General features: G+C 59.4%; 14 protein-coding genes. 5 read left to right on the plus strand and 9 right to left on the minus strand.

The features are described 5' to 3' along the window. Positions 1 to 7: 7 nt before the first annotated feature. Positions 8 to 985: a helix-turn-helix transcriptional regulator gene (locus F475_RS24750; RefSeq protein ID WP_111454929.1), complete on the minus strand. Its 978-nt coding sequence runs from the start codon at positions 983 to 985 to the stop codon at positions 8 to 10. A gap of 266 nt (positions 986 to 1,251) precedes the next feature. Between F475_RS24750 and F475_RS30915 the strand changes: the two genes are divergently transcribed. Further along, a complete protein-coding gene (locus tag F475_RS30915; RefSeq protein WP_018927904.1) occupies positions 1,252 to 2,157 on the plus strand; it encodes a methyl-accepting chemotaxis protein in 906 nt (301 codons plus the stop codon). Positions 2,158 to 2,196: 39 nt separating this feature from the next. Here F475_RS30915 and F475_RS24760 read toward each other — a convergent pair whose 3' ends face one another. After that, entirely contained in the window at positions 2,197 to 3,525 is a 1,329-nt protein-coding gene (locus F475_RS24760; protein WP_018927905.1) for a hypothetical protein, read from the minus strand. Positions 3,526 to 3,830: 305 nt separating this feature from the next. On the opposite strand from F475_RS24760, the gene F475_RS24765 reads away from it, so the two are divergent. From F475_RS24765 to feaR, 3 genes are all read left to right on the plus strand, one after another. After that, positions 3,831 to 5,330, plus strand: coding sequence for an APC family permease (locus F475_RS24765; protein WP_064617366.1), 1,500 nt, complete (start codon positions 3,831 to 3,833; stop codon positions 5,328 to 5,330). Further along, positions 5,311 to 5,895: a DUF3156 family protein gene (locus tag F475_RS24770; RefSeq protein ID WP_064617369.1), complete on the plus strand. Its 585-nt coding sequence runs from the start codon at positions 5,311 to 5,313 to the stop codon at positions 5,893 to 5,895. Before F475_RS24765 ends, F475_RS24770 begins: the two co-directional genes overlap by 20 nt. Before the next feature lie 119 nt (positions 5,896 to 6,014). After that, a complete protein-coding gene (feaR, locus tag F475_RS24775; RefSeq protein WP_064617372.1) occupies positions 6,015 to 6,977 on the plus strand; it encodes a transcriptional regulator FeaR in 963 nt (320 codons plus the stop codon). A gap of 60 nt (positions 6,978 to 7,037) precedes the next feature. Here feaR and F475_RS24780 read toward each other — a convergent pair whose 3' ends face one another. The 6 genes from F475_RS24780 to F475_RS24805 form a co-directional block, all read right to left on the minus strand. Further along, positions 7,038 to 7,805: an SDR family oxidoreductase gene (locus tag F475_RS24780; protein ID WP_111454930.1), complete on the minus strand. Its 768-nt coding sequence runs from the start codon at positions 7,803 to 7,805 to the stop codon at positions 7,038 to 7,040. Then, the gene (locus F475_RS24785) at positions 7,798 to 8,598 is read right to left on the minus strand and encodes an SDR family NAD(P)-dependent oxidoreductase (protein WP_111454931.1); all 801 of its coding nucleotides are present in this window, start codon (positions 8,596 to 8,598) and stop codon (positions 7,798 to 7,800) included. The genes F475_RS24780 and F475_RS24785 overlap by 8 nt, the downstream gene beginning before the upstream one ends. Then, positions 8,591 to 9,412: a molybdenum cofactor biosynthesis F family protein gene (locus F475_RS24790; RefSeq protein ID WP_111454932.1), complete on the minus strand. Its 822-nt coding sequence runs from the start codon at positions 9,410 to 9,412 to the stop codon at positions 8,591 to 8,593. Before F475_RS24790 ends, F475_RS24785 begins: the two co-directional genes overlap by 8 nt. Positions 9,413 to 9,505: 93 nt before the next feature. Then, on the minus strand, positions 9,506 to 10,171 hold the full coding sequence (locus F475_RS24795; protein WP_018927912.1) for a LuxR C-terminal-related transcriptional regulator: 666 nt from the start codon (positions 10,169 to 10,171) through the stop codon (positions 9,506 to 9,508). A 52-nt stretch (positions 10,172 to 10,223) separates the two neighbouring features. Further along, positions 10,224 to 10,589: a cupin domain-containing protein gene (locus tag F475_RS24800; RefSeq protein ID WP_018927913.1), complete on the minus strand. Its 366-nt coding sequence runs from the start codon at positions 10,587 to 10,589 to the stop codon at positions 10,224 to 10,226. A gap of 53 nt (positions 10,590 to 10,642) precedes the next feature. After that, positions 10,643 to 11,941 (minus strand): FAD-binding oxidoreductase, encoded by a 1,299-nt coding sequence (locus F475_RS24805; protein ID WP_018927914.1) that lies wholly within the window; start codon positions 11,939 to 11,941, stop codon positions 10,643 to 10,645. A gap of 233 nt (positions 11,942 to 12,174) precedes the next feature. On the opposite strand from F475_RS24805, the gene hpaR reads away from it, so the two are divergent. Then, positions 12,175 to 12,597 (plus strand): homoprotocatechuate degradation operon regulator HpaR, encoded by a 423-nt coding sequence (gene hpaR, locus F475_RS24810; RefSeq protein ID WP_064621252.1) that lies wholly within the window; start codon positions 12,175 to 12,177, stop codon positions 12,595 to 12,597. A 63-nt stretch (positions 12,598 to 12,660) separates the two neighbouring features. Here the strand turns inward: hpaR and F475_RS24815 are convergent, their stop codons facing one another. Beyond that, positions 12,661 to 14,115, minus strand: coding sequence for an NAD-dependent succinate-semialdehyde dehydrogenase (locus F475_RS24815; RefSeq protein ID WP_111454933.1), 1,455 nt, complete (start codon positions 14,113 to 14,115; stop codon positions 12,661 to 12,663). Positions 14,116 to 14,122 lie beyond the last annotated feature (7 nt).

Below are 14,122 nucleotides of genomic sequence, written 5' to 3' on the forward strand. Positions count from 1 at the left end.
GGGTAGATCAGTCAGGCGGGGCGTGCAGCAGATGGGCAATTCGGGCTTTGTCCTTGACCCCGAGTTTGCTGTAGATGGCGCGGATGTGGTGGCGCACGGTATTGGGTGACATGCCCAGATCGCGGGCGACTTCCTTGTAGGTCTTGCCTTCGCCGAAGCCTTGAGCCACATCGTTTTCTCGTGGACTCAATTGCATCAGCACAGTTCGGCTGCGGGCTGCCAGCAGGAACAGATCACCGACCGTCGAGGCCTCGATCTGCAGATGCTTGCCTTCATACCCATTAGCGTCCATTGCCACCGGCAGGCAAGGGCCGGTCCAGTCCGTCCACTCGGTCAGCAGCAAGTCGACGAAACCACGTTCCGCGCAGTGCAGTGTGCCGCGCTGGTCGCATACGGCGAGCGCCAGATTGCGCGGGCGGGTGAGGGTTTCGCGCATGGCCACAAGGGTGCGGATCTGGTTGGCCGATACCGCGGCAACCAGATGAAGCATGAGGTTGTTCAGCAACCGACAATCCTGATCGGAAAAGCGCGGTGCTTCGGGAGCGCGATACACCGTGAGGTGATCGCTGAGGTGGGTTTGTGGGTCGACGTACGCAATGCACAGCAATTCGCCAATACCATAGGATTCGCCGAGCCAGTTGAGTCCGGAACCGTTGGAAGGGTCGCGCATGTCGACGATGACCGCTTGCCCGGGGATGTCGTGGACCCTGCCGACGGTCACGTCGATATGGCGAATCGATTGCCAGTCCGACAGGTAGCTGCGGGGCAATTTGTAGAGATAGGAGTTGTGTTCTTCAGGCAACCCCTCAATCAGCGCCGCACGCCCCCACCAGGCACTGTCGAAGGGTAACAACTGATTGATGCAGCCCAGCGCGGCGTGGTGGAAATGCTCGATGTCTTTGTCCTGTGCCAGGCGCTGAAGCTCCAGTGTCATTGCACTGAACGCCTCCAGGAGGCTGGCGTGACCATGATCATGACGGCTCATTCGTATGTACCTCTGTGCGACATTTTTATTGTTTTCGTCACGAAGTCATTAAGGACCGAAACGTCGTTTGGACGTGGGCAGGGCCTGAGGACGAGTATCGGCGGGTTGAGAGAGTATCGCTATCCTACAGATGCACGATGGCTGCTACAGGAAGGCCTTTTGTGTGTGGCAGACAGGAGCAAACGCCTCAGCAGCCAGGTACAAGCAATCATCTCCCGTTTGCTATCAGATCCAGTGTCTCGACTCGATGAACAAAGGACAGGCTGATGTTCTTCAAGAAACATAAACAGCAGCAGGCGCTCACCGAGGCCTTGCAACTGGAACGGTTTACACAAGAAAAAAACCAAATCGTGCAACGTCTGCGGGTCGCCGAGGAGCTGTCCAAGGGCCAGGCCTGCCAATTGGAGCGCAGCGAGCAGGCGCTTGAAACGCTTCGCCAACAGCTGGAACAGACCCGGCTCCGCGAGCAGGCGCTGGAGGCCGAGTTAAGCCTGCACGTGCAGTTGTCCCACCAGCACCGGCAGGAGGAGCAGATCTGGGAGCTGTTGCAGTCGACGCTGACCGAGGGTTGCTGGGACATCACCGTGGTCAACGGTGATGTGCAGGATCCAGCCAGTTGCATGCGGTTTTCCAGTCAGTTCCGCCTCCTCATGGGGTATGCCCCGCACGAGCTGCCCGACGGTTGGGATGCTCAAGTCAACATCACCCATGCTGACGATCTGCCGAAGATCATGGCGATCTTCGATCGGGAAATCCTCGCAACCCACGGCAGTGGTGAATACGTCTTTGAATACCGGATGCGCCACAAGACCCGAGGTTACATCTGGTGTCGCGAGCGTGGTCGCGCAGCCCGTGATGAGCAGGGCCGCTTGACCCGAGTGATCGGCGCGGTGCGCGACATTAGCGATGAGCGTTCAGCCGAGGCCACCCATCAACGAATGCTCGAGCAGAATCAGGCGACCTACGGCCAGATCGCGACGGTGGTAGGAGTCATTAAAGGCATCGCCGACCAGACCAACTTGCTGGCCTTGAACGCCGCCATCGAAGCGGCCAGGGCGGGGGAGGTCGGGCGCGGGTTTTCAGTGGTGGCCGATGAAGTGCGCAAACTGGCGGAAAATACCCGCCAGGCGACTCATCAGATTCAGACGATGTTGCATCAGCACAAACAGTAAACCGCGTCAGGAGCTGCGCCAGGCAGCTCCTGACATGGATTAGAAAGGCACGGCCACGGTCAGTTGGCTGTAGACATTAGTGCCGTTGCCACCAACCTGATTACCGCCGTTGCTTTCATCCTTTTCCGGCTTATACAGGCCCACCAACGGGGTGACGATCAGGTGCTCGTTCACCGCCCATTCGGCATACAGGTCCAGTTCACGACCATCGAGGTCCAGCGCATTGTTCTTGTGCAGGGTCTTGTAGTCGAAAAACAGCACGCCAACGGTCACTGGCTCCAGTGGTTTGACTTTGAGCGCCACATGCTGGATCGCGGTGTTGCTGTTGAACGGGCCCGAATAATTACCGGCCACTTCGCCCTGGAACCAGGTGCCGTAGCCACGGTTGACACCGTTGAACATCGAATCCCAATCTTTGGAATAGCGGCTGTAACGGTACGTCAGGTCCGGCGACCATGGCAGGTCGGCAAAGGTGTAGCCGGCTTCGGTGTACCAGGCTTTTTCCGGGCCGGCGTCCTTGTCCTGCCAGGCATATTCGAAGGAAAAGTGAGCGTTCTCTATTCCGGCATTGCCAGCGCCCCGCAGGCTATAGATGTTCATGCCTTCACGTTGCTTCTGGAAGTCGCTGGCATAACGATCATCGACGTCAATGCCGTGAATATACGTCAGCCCGAGGGTACCTGGCGCGGCGGTGTATTCCAGGGTGCTGGCGGCCATCTCGGTCTTGGCCTGGGCGCGGTTGTCCGACTTGATCCACATCAGGCTGCCGTGCACGCCTTCCTTGCCGCCCAGGCGCAGGACGGCCGTTTCGTCGAATGCGTGGCGCGCCGCGAGATAATAGGCACCACCTCGGTTGAACTCACCATCCGCCACACCTTTACCCAGGTTCAGGCCGTCGTCGTTGATGATGAAACCGTCACCGAGAGTAATGACCTGGCGCCCAAACGACACATCCACGCCATCCTTGCCAAGTACCGGGAACAGGTCGCCGGAACGCCAGCCGGCGAAGGCTTCATCAAACTTTGTGGTTCGTTCGGTACCGTCGGTGATGCCCGCGGCATCGCCATCGCCCCAGGTGCCGGAACTGACCAGATTGGCCGTGCCGTAGGCGCTGCCCAGGCCGCCGAGCGTTTGCTCGACACTCAAGCCATACTTGATAAATCCTTCGCGCCAGCTAGACCCGCCTGTGGTGCCGTCATAGTTCTTGCGACTGTTGAACATCCCATAGACCGCGAGGAAGTTGCCCGTGACCTTGGTGTCGTTATCGGCATACAGCTCGTACGCCTGGGCCGACGAGTCGGCGATCAAGAGCGCGATACCCAGACCAACGGCCTTGGGCAGCGCTCGTGCTTTCAGTGTTTGCTCCATTGTTGTTTTCCCCAGCTTTTGTTGGACAGTTCGATAGGTCGAGTGCGCATTAGGGCGACTGGAGGTGGGGGAAGTCTTTCACCTGCGTGCCAGGCATTTGATCCTGTCAGCCACGCGGTGAAGCATGGCAGGGAGCAACAAGACCGGCGGCAGACATGGGCAAGACGATCTGGGTGGCAGAGGAGCACAGTCACTCTGCACACGGCGCCGTTTCGCTCAGGGACTGGCTGGGGAGGGCTTTATCGCCGGCTCCTTGAACGGCTCGATACATCCACTATAAAAATCCGCTTTCGAGGATCTGCACTATGTCGATCAATGACAGACTCACCGAGCATTTGAACCGGGGCACGGTCGGTTTTCCCACTGCGCTCGCCAGTACCATTGGTCTGATCATGGCCAGCCCGGTGATTCTCACCGCGACCATGGGCTTTGGCATCGGCGGCAGCGCCTTCGCGGTGGCCATGCTGATTGCCGTGGTGATGATGTTGGCCCAGGCGACCACCTTCGCTGAAGCGGCATCGATCCTGCCGACTACCGGTTCGGTCTACGACTACATCAATTGCGGCATGGGCCGCTTCTTTGCTATCACTGGCACGTTGTCGGCCTACCTGATCGTGCATGTGTTCGCAGGCACTGCCGAGACCATTCTTTCCGGGGTCATGGCCCTGGTGAACTTCGAGCACCTCAATACCTTGGCAGAATCTGCCGGTGGTTCCTGGTTGCTTGGGGTTGGGTTCGTCGTGGTGTTCGGGATTCTCAATGCCTTCGGCGTCAGCGCCTTCGGCAGGGCAGAGATCATTCTGACCTTCGGCATGTGGACCACGTTGATGGTGTTTGGCGTGTTGGGGTTGATCGCGGCGCCAGCGGTGCAACTGGATGGCTGGTTCGGTGTATCCCTTGTGGGTACTGACCTGATCACCATCCTGTCGCTGGTGGGCATGGCCATGTTCATGTTCGTCGGTTGTGAGTTCGTCACCCCTCTGGCGCCGGACTTGCGCCAATCGGCCAAGGTCATGCCCAAGGCGATGATTCTGGGGTTGTTGAGCGTTGCGTCGTGCATGTTCATCTATGGCGCGGCAATGAAGCGTCAAGTGGAGAACGTGTTGCTTGATGCCGCCGGTGGCGTGCATCTGCTCGATACACCGATGGCCATTCCAAAGTTCGCCGAGCAGGTGATGGGCAATATCGGTCCGATGTGGCTGGGGATCGGCTTTCTGTTTGCCGGGGCGGCGACCATCAATACGCTGATGGCGGGTGTGCCGAGGATTCTTTACGGCATGGCAGTCGACGGCGCGTTGCCCAAGGTCTTCACCTACTTGCACCCACGCTTCAAGACGCCGCTGCTGTGCATTCTGGTGGCGATGCTGATTCCTTGCCTGCATGCGCTGTATCTGGGCGGTAACACTGACAACATCATGCATCTAGTGTTGGCCGCCGTTTGTGCCTGGAGTTTTGCCTATCTGCTGGTGACGCTGTCGGTGGTAATGCTGCGCATCCGTCGTCCCGATCTGCCACGGGCCTATCGCTCGCCCTTCTTCCCGTTGCCACAGATCCTTTCCAGCGTCGGCATCCTGCTGGGCATGTGGTTTATCACGCCGCCCGGCATGAACCCCGCGGATATCTATGTCCCGTTCGCGGTGATGCTTGGTGGCACCGCGGTGTACGCGCTGTTCTGGACGTTAGTCGTGCAGAAGGTCAATCCATTCAAGCCTGCTTCGGTGGAAGAAGTGCTGGCCAAGGAGTTCTCCAATGAACCGGGGCACCCTGACAACGGGTATATCGACCATGCTGCAAAAACTGTCTGAGCTGTTCAGCGCCAGACGCGCCCCAGCCGGTTATCGACCTGGGGTGACGCTCGAGCACCTGCGGCGCAACCTCGGTCTGGCCAGTTTCGAGCAGACAGAGCCGACAGCGGCCCGGGCTTCGCTGGACGATGGCAGCCTGCAATTGGAGATCGTCGAGCGCACCGAGTCGCAGCTGTTGATGCACCTGGTCATGACCGAGTTCGTGATCCGGGTGCCTGCCTCGACTGAGGGCGCGGCGAGCTTCGAACTGCACCATAGCGGGGCTGTTCGACGGACCGGGATCCGCTGTCGGCAGCGTGCTGGAGATCCCGCGCTATTAGCCAGGTTGCAAGCCAGGTTGCAGGAAGACAGTGCGCTGCACCAGGCCTTGATGCCGTTGGACTTCAAACGCTTGCGCATCGATCTGCAAGGGCATCAGTGGTGCGTACGGCTGGAGCATATGGGTGGCAGCGAGGTGGTCAACCGGATGCCGGCCTTTCGTCGCTACATCGCTTTGAGCCGTGATCAACGCACTTGGCTGCTTGAAGCGTTGACTGGATTGCAGCGCTTGTTGCGCACGCTTTGATTCGCGATTTTTGGCATCATTAGTGCTACCCACTTTGGCAGACACGTACTTGTTGCGCGCATATAGATAACATGTTAACTATTGTGCAACAAAAACAAAAAGCCATTGTGGAGAGCCCCATGAGCATCCATCAGTCTATGCAAGATGGGTTGGAAACCTGGACCCGGGATCTGCGAGCAGCCTGTGGTCATTTCGACACAGAATTGGCCTACAACCGTTCGCTGTTCATTGGCGAGGTTTCCGAGTGTTCCCGGGGCGGTCTGTCCTTGGCGAACTTGCGTACCAACGCAGGGCTTATCAAGCGCGACAAGCCCAACGCCGATCACGACAACGAACAGGATTGCTTCCTGGTCAGCCAGCGCAGCGGTTACTGCCAGATCACCCAGTACGGACAGAGCATCCAGTTGGCACCCGGGGACCTGCTGCTGATGGACTCGGCAGGTTCCATTGAAATCAGCCCATTCGGGCTGATCGAGCATGTCTCGGTCTCCTTGTCCCGCAACGAAGTGTGCAAACAGCTTGGCAGCCAGTCCCGGACGTTCGGCAAGATTTCCTCGAGCAAGGCCTGTGGGCGGATGCTGCATGTGCTGGTGGATCAGCTGTGCAAGGACGCGTGGGTGGGCGAGGGCGCAGTCGGTGAGGGTGAGGCGTTGCAATCGGCTTTTGTATCGTTGCTGGGTTCGGCATTCGATCAGGATCAGGTGTCGGGGGATGACGTTACTTCGTTGCAGGGCAACAACCTGCGCAGTTATGTGCAGAAAGTCATCGACGAGTCCCTGACCCAGCCGGGCTTGAGTCCCGTCGGGCTGGCCAATCGATTGAACATTTCAGTGCGGCATTTGTATCGGTTGTTTGAAGAGCAGGACGATAGCGTCTGTCGCTACATTCAACGGGCGCGGCTCAAGCGCAGCGCCGATGACCTGACCAATCCGTTCTTGCGTAGCGAATCGATCACCTCCATCGCTTACAAATGGGGTTTCACCGACTCGGCGCATTTCAGCCGCTCGTTCAAGAAGCAGTTCGAGCTGTCACCCAAGGATTTTCGTTCCAGTCATTTGCAGCAGGCGGTGGGGACGGCTTGACTCTTTGAATGAAAAAGGGGGGCTTTTCAAAGCCCCCTTCCAGCATGAAAAAACGCTACATCAAACCTCTGGCAAGGTCGAGCCGCCATCGACCACCAGCGTCTGTCCGGTGATGTAAGTTGCCAGATCCGATGCTAGAAACAGCATGGCTCCGGCAATATCCGCCGCCTTGCCAAGCCGTCCCAGGGGCACTCGACTGGCGATATTTTCGTTCAGTTGGTCGTCCCCCAGATTGCCCATGGCTGGCGTCGCGATCATGCCCGGCTCGACGCCATTGACCCGCACGTTGTGTCCGGCCAGTTCCAGTGCCGCGTTGCGGATGAAACCGTTGACCCCGGCTTTTGATGCCGCGTAATGGCTCAGCCCCGGATAAGCCACTTTTGGGCCGGTAACTGACGAAGTGACCAGCACACAACCACCGCCCTGACGGTGAAACATCGGCAAGGCCGCCTGGGTCAGCCAGAACAATGCCGAGAGATTGACCGCCAGGGTGCGCTCGAGAATGGATGGCGTGATGTCGGCAAACGGTGTCAGCGGAAAATACCCGGCGTTGTGCACCAGAATATCGAGCCGACCCCAGCGTTGCTCCAGTGCCCGGACCATGTCGAACACTGCCGTGGCATCGGCCAGATCGACGCCCACAGCTTCGACCTGACACGTCTGCCCGGACAATTCGCTGGCCAGTGCCTGAGCCTGTGACAGTTGCAGGTCGGCGATTACCACTCGCGCACCGCGCCAGGCGAAGGCTTCGACGATCGCCCGGCCAATGCCTTGGGCGCCGCCGGTCACCAGTACGGTTTTACCGCTGAAATCCAGGTCATCAGGCATGAGACGGCTCCATGTGGGTGTAGGCCAGGGTCGGCACATCGACGATGCTCGAGCCGCCGTCGGCCACCACGGTTGCGCCCGTGATAATCGACGCTTCGCTAGAGGCCAGGAAGCGGCAAACCCTGGCAATTTCCTCGGCGCTGGCCGGTCGTCGCAACGGCACGTCGGCGCAGACCCGGTCATAGGCTTGCTGCAGCGTTTCGCCATAAAAATCCATCAGCGGCTGCATCTCCTGATCGGCCATGGGCGTGCGCACCCAGCCCGGGCAGACGGCGTTCACTCGTACACCGCGCGGGCCGTAATCTCTGGCCAGCGAACGATTGAGGCCGAGCAGCGCATGCTTGGCGGTGGTGTAGCCGCAGACTTCGGGGCCCGCCGCCAGTGAGGCAATGGACCCGATCAGCACGATGTTGCCGGTACTTTCCAGCAGCAGAGGCAGGCAGGCCCGGGCACTGTAGAAGGCACTGTCCAGGTTGCTGCGCAACGCTGCTTCCCAAGTCTGCGGGCTGGTGTCGGTGGCGCTGCCCAGGCCAAGGCCGCCGGCACAGGCCAGCAGTACATCAAGGCGCCCGTAGCGCTGACGAATCTGCGCCACGAATCCTTCCCAGGTGTCCGGGCAGGCGGCATCGCCGACCAAAACCAGCCCGCCGGTTTCCCGGGCAATTTGCTCCAGGGGCTCGCGGCGGCGGCCGATCAACACCAGATTGACGCCTTCGGCTGCGTACAGCCGGGCACAGGCAGCACCGATGCCCGTCCCGGCACCGGTGATTGCAACGGTACGTGGCTCAGGCATTGGGATACTCCGTCCGGTTGAGAACCTGGCAGTAAGAGCTGACCGGAAAGTTCGACAGTTCATCGAAGGACGACCCGGCATAACCGAAGATCTTGCCGTCGCTGCGGTGCTGTTGCAGATCGATCAGCACCAGGCCGAGGGTCGGGATGATCTTTTCGCGCCAGACGAACAGGTACAGCTGATCGGCGATCTTGTAGTAGTGACAACGGTCGGTGTCGCACAGGCCTTGCTCGACGCCCTTGAGGCACTGCCAGGAATAGAACTGATCGTTGAGGTAGATGTGTTCGTAGACTTCACTTGGGCTGTAGCGATACAGGTTGCGCAGGCCGCTCAGTTCGCTGGTCGGTGCGTGAGGGCATTGGCCTTCCTGCCACGGACGATCAAGGCTGCCATGCAAAAACTCGACTTCGACCGAGGTCAGGTGCTTGCCCGCCAGCGCACGGCTGTAGAGGCCTTCACGGGTTTGATCCTGGGTCGGCATGCGGCCGATCACGGCGGTGAATGCAGCGCTAACGGTGTCGAGCACCAGGCTGATCGACCAGGCTTGACCACCTTCGTGCTTGATGAAGTCCACCAGGTACAGACCTGGACGCACTGAGGTGGCTCGATAGTTTGCAGTGCCTGTGGAGTGCCCATCGGCAGCGGTCCAGGATAGGGCTTCGGTGTCGAAACGATGTTCGATCTGCCAGCCATTGGCGAAGTTCAGCGTGAAGGCCTTGCCGTTCAGGTCGGCCAGGTTCGGCAGGATGAAGGCTTCAGGGGCGAAGCCGTCGGCCAGGGCGCCAACGGTGATCCAGTCGGATGATGTTGTCATTGCAATGCTCCAGTTGAGTGAAATAACAATCTGGAGCATGCGGTTCGCAAACAAGCTCGCCTATCAACCGGATGGTTGAGCCGGGCTAAAAAATCAGAGCTGGAGAAACAGGGTTCCGACCAGCTCGGTGCGGCTGCTGACGCCGGTCTTGCGAAACAGGTTGATCAGGTGGGTCTTGATGGTCGGCAGACCGACTTTCAGTTCCAGGGCCAGTTGCTTGTTGCTGGCGCCCTGGCGCAGTAACAACGCGATCTGCCGCTCCTTGGGCGTCAGGCCGGTCAGCGGATCTTCGCAGGGCTGTATGTTCGCGACGGCGAGTTGCAGCAGGGACTGCAAGGCATTGAGCTGGGCCAGTTGGTCGGTGGTGAAGGCGCCTTGTTCGGCGGTGCGTAACATCGAGATCGCGGCCTGAGGCTGGCCGGCGCGATGGGCGAGGATTTCCACCACATCGACAATGCCATAGCGCTGCAGAAAGTCCCGATAGCGCCGACTGTCCCGTGTCGGCTGTCGGGCCATGGCAAAACCCAGAGGCACCACGGCTCGCCCGCTGGACAGACAATTTCGCGGTTGCAAAGGGTCGAACCGACGGTAGTTGTCCAGATAGTCGCGATGCATCTCATCGCTCATGCAATGCAGCCGGAAGTCACGGGCTTGCAGTTGCCGGTCGACACAGTAGAACGCCGCCTGACTGGCAGGTACGAGTTGAGTGAAAGCTTGCAGACAATGGCCGGCGATTTCCTGGGTGGGGAGGGCATTCATGTTCGGTACCTCGCCAAGGGGCTACCGGCTGTTCGCCGGCAACCCGAATCGGTCAAGCGACAGCGAAGTAGTGTTTGACGAAGCTTTCGCTGACCACTTCCCACAGCACGGGAGTGCCTTTGGTCACGAACCAGCTGTCGCCGGCCTTGTAGCGAGCACTCTGGCCGGTGGATTCGTTGGTCAGGACCACTTCGCCGGTAACCACCGTAGCTTGTTCGGCGAACGGATAGACCATGCGGAACTTGCCCTGGGTGGTGCCGAAATAGGCACTGCTGACCGGGTCGGTCGGTGCGCCGAAAGTCATTTTGCCGAAGGCTTTGACTTCGCCTTCGAGGATTTCCGAGCCGAGGTCGGCAACGGAGCCCCAGGCGTCCAGTTCGGACAGCTGGATGTCTTTCTTGAGGGTGGTAAGGGTCATGGCAGTTGCTCCTGATGAGTAAAAAAACAGAAAAGGGAAGAGCGCCTTGGCAGTTACCGACGCCCGTTCCAATAACCTGACAGCTGGTGCCAGGACTTGCCGGCGGTCAGCAACAGTGGGCGAAACGCATCTTTGCCAAGGATGGTAGGGCGGTGGATCGAGCTGACCAGGTCATAGCGCGCCGAGCCTTCACTCATGCCTTCGGCCAGCACCTTGCAGATGATGTGGCTGGGGGTGACGCCGAAGCCCGAATAGCCCTGAACGAAGAAGGCGTTGCTGCGACCGGGCAGGGTGCCGATCTGCGGGAACAGATTCGGGCTGCAGGCCATCGGACCGCCCCAGGCCAGATCGATTTTCACGTCCTTGAGGTACGGGAAAATCTTCAGCATCAGGTTGCGGTTCCAGGCTTTCAGGTCCAGGGGAATGTGCTCGACCAGCGGTGTGGCCGCACCGAACAACAGACGGTTTTCGTTGGTGACGCGGTAGTAGTCGATCACCGGACGAATGTCGCTGTAGGCGCCGCGAATCGGGCTGATGCGGTTGATCAACTCGTCCGACAGTGGCTCGGTCATCATCTGGAAAGCGTAAGTGTTTATGGTCGAGCGGTGCAGCTCAGGTTCCAGCTTGTTGAGGAAACTGTCGCAGGCCCACAGAAGCTTGCTGGCCTTTACTGAACCACGGCCGGTGCGCACGGTGATGCGCTCGCCATAGCTGACTTCCAGCGCTGGACTGTTCTCGAAAATCCGCACGCCGTGCCCAACCAGTGCCTTGGCTTCACCGAGTAGCAGGTTCAACGAATGGACGTGACCGCCGCCCATGTGCAGCAATGCGCTGCTGTAGGCATCTGAGCCGATGATTTGCTTGACGTCCGAACCACCGAGAAAGCGAATCTCGTGTTTGCTGTTGATCGATTTGAAGTCTTTTTCCCAGGCGCGCAGGGTCTTTTCCTGGCGAGCGTTGAAGCCCATGTAGCCGTAGCCGTGGCAGAAGTCGGCATCGATGTTGTACTTGGCGATGCGGTCCTTGATGATGTCCGCGCCCAGGTCGCTGATCTCGAAGACCTGGCGCAGACCGTCCTCACCCACGTCCTTCTTGATCTTCTCCAGGTCGTGACCGATGCCGGCCATGATCTGCCCTCCATTGCGCCCGGTGCCACCGAAACCCAGGTAACGCGCCTCCAGCACAACGATGTTGGTGATGCCTTTTTCGGCGAGCTCAAGCGCGGTATTGATGCCGGAGAAACCACCGCCAATGACCACAACGTCGGCTTCCACATCCTGTTCCAGGGTCGGGAAGCTGAGATTGTATTTTTTGGTGGCCGTGTAATAGGTGGGAGTTTCGATATTGATCATGGCGCAGCCTGAAAAAAGTGAAGAAAAACTCAACGCAGGGCCTTTGATTAGCTCTGTACCGGATGACTCCTATTAAGAGCCTTGGCTCGGTGGATGTCTTGATTCTCTATGCCGGGATTTTTGATTCAGCGCGCCAGAAGGCCTTTGCGATAAGAAGTTATGGCGCGTTCGGGAGGACAGGATGATAGAGTTTCGTTAAATTATTAACTAAATCAACCGTGATCCTGACTCCGATGCTCAAACCCCGGCAATCCCTGACCTTGACCCTGCTGCAAGCACGTGAAGCAGCCATGAGTTTTTTTCGTCCCTCGCTCAACCAGCACGGGTTGACTGAACAACAGTGGCGGGTTATCCGCATTCTCAGTCAGCACGGGGAGCTGGAAATCTACCGGCTGGCGGAACTGGCGTGCATCCTCAAACCGAGCATGACCGGTGTGCTGGTGCGCATGGAGGCGGCCGGCATGGTCCATCGGCGCAAGGCCGAGCAGGACCAGCGACGGGTGCTGGTGACCCTGGCCGAAAAGGGCGAGGCGTGCTTTGAGTCCATGAGCCAGTGCATGGAAGAGAACTACCAACGGTTGCAGGCACAGTTGGGAGAGGAGAAGTTGCAGACGTTGCTCGGGCTGCTCAACGAGTTGAAGACCATCAAGCGCTGACAATATCGGAGCGATTTCGCGAGCGAGCTTGCTCGCGAAATCGAATGACGCGTTGTACAGAGATTATTTGATGCTCAGGCACATGTACTTCTGCTCGATGTAATCATCGATCCCATACTTGGAACCTTCGCGGCCCAACCCTGACTGCTTTATCCCGCCGAACGGCGCCACTTCGGTGGAGATCAGTCCTTCGTTGACTCCGACCATGCCGTACTCCAGCGCCTCGCTGACGCGCCAGGCCCGGCCCAGGTCGCGGGTGTAGACATAGGACGCCAGACCGAACTCGGTATCGTTGGCCATGGCGATTGCCTCGGCTTCGGTGTCGAAACGGAACAGCGGTGCCAGCGGGCCGAAGGTCTCATCCCGGGCCACCAGCATGACCGGGGTGACGTCGCCGAGGACCGTGGGCTCGAAGAAGTTGCCGCCCAGTGCGTGGGGTTTGCCGCCGGCCAGCAGCGTCGCGCCCTGGGCCAGTGCGTCGTTGATGTGTTCCTCGACCTTGGCCACCGCCTTGGCGTTGATCAGCGGCCCTTGTTGCGCGCCTTCGGTTTCTGCCCGGGCGACCTTGAGGGTGTTGACCGCCAGCACCAGGCGGCGGGCGAACTCGTCATAGACACTGTTTTGTACCAGCAAGCGGTTGGTACAGACACAGGTCTGGCCGCTGTTGCGGAATTTCGAGCCGATGGCACCCTCCACGGCGGCATCCAGGTCGGCGTCTTCGAAGACGATAAAGGGCGCGTTACCGCCCAGTTCCAGGCTGACTTTCTTGATGGTTTGCGCACACTGGGCCATCAGCAATTTGCCGATGCCGGTGGAGCCGGTGAACGAGAGTTTTTGCACTGCCGGGTTACCCGTCAGCTCCGCACCGATTTCTCGAGAGCGGGTGCCGGTGACGACGTTCAGCACGCCCGCCGGAATGCCGGCGCGTTCGCCGAGTTCAGCCAGGGCCAAAGCCGACAATGGGGTTTCTGAAGCCGGTTTAAGCACCACGGTGCAACCGGCGGCCAACGCCGGACCGACCTTGCGGGTGATCATCGCATTGGGAAAGTTCCACGGTGTGATGGCCGCCACCACCCCGATGGCTTGCTTGATCACCACCAGCCGCCGACCTTGCTTGTCATGAGGAATCACATCGCCGTAGACCCGCTTGGCCTCTTCGGCGAACCACTCGATAAAGCTCGCGCCATAGGCAATTTCGCCACGACTCTCGGCCAGCGGTTTGCCTTGTTCCCAACTGAGCAGGCGGGCCAGGTCTTCCTGATGGGCCATGATCAGCTCGAACCATGTGCGCAATACCTTGCTGCGTTCCTTGGCGGTTTTGCCGCGCCAAGCGGGCAGGGCAGCTTGGGCCGCGGCGATGGCGCGGGCGGTTTCGGCTTGGCCGAGGGAGCTGATTTGGACGATGACTTCGCCATCCGCCGGGTTGGTCACCGCGAAGCGTGAACCGTCATCGGCGTCGACCCATTGGCCATTGATGTAAGCCTGCTCGCGCAGCAGTTTCAAATCGTTAAGTTTCATCGGGCTT

This window comes from Pseudomonas sp. URMO17WK12:I6 (genome assembly GCF_003253625.1).
Lineage (GTDB): Bacteria > Pseudomonadota > Gammaproteobacteria > Pseudomonadales > Pseudomonadaceae > Aquipseudomonas.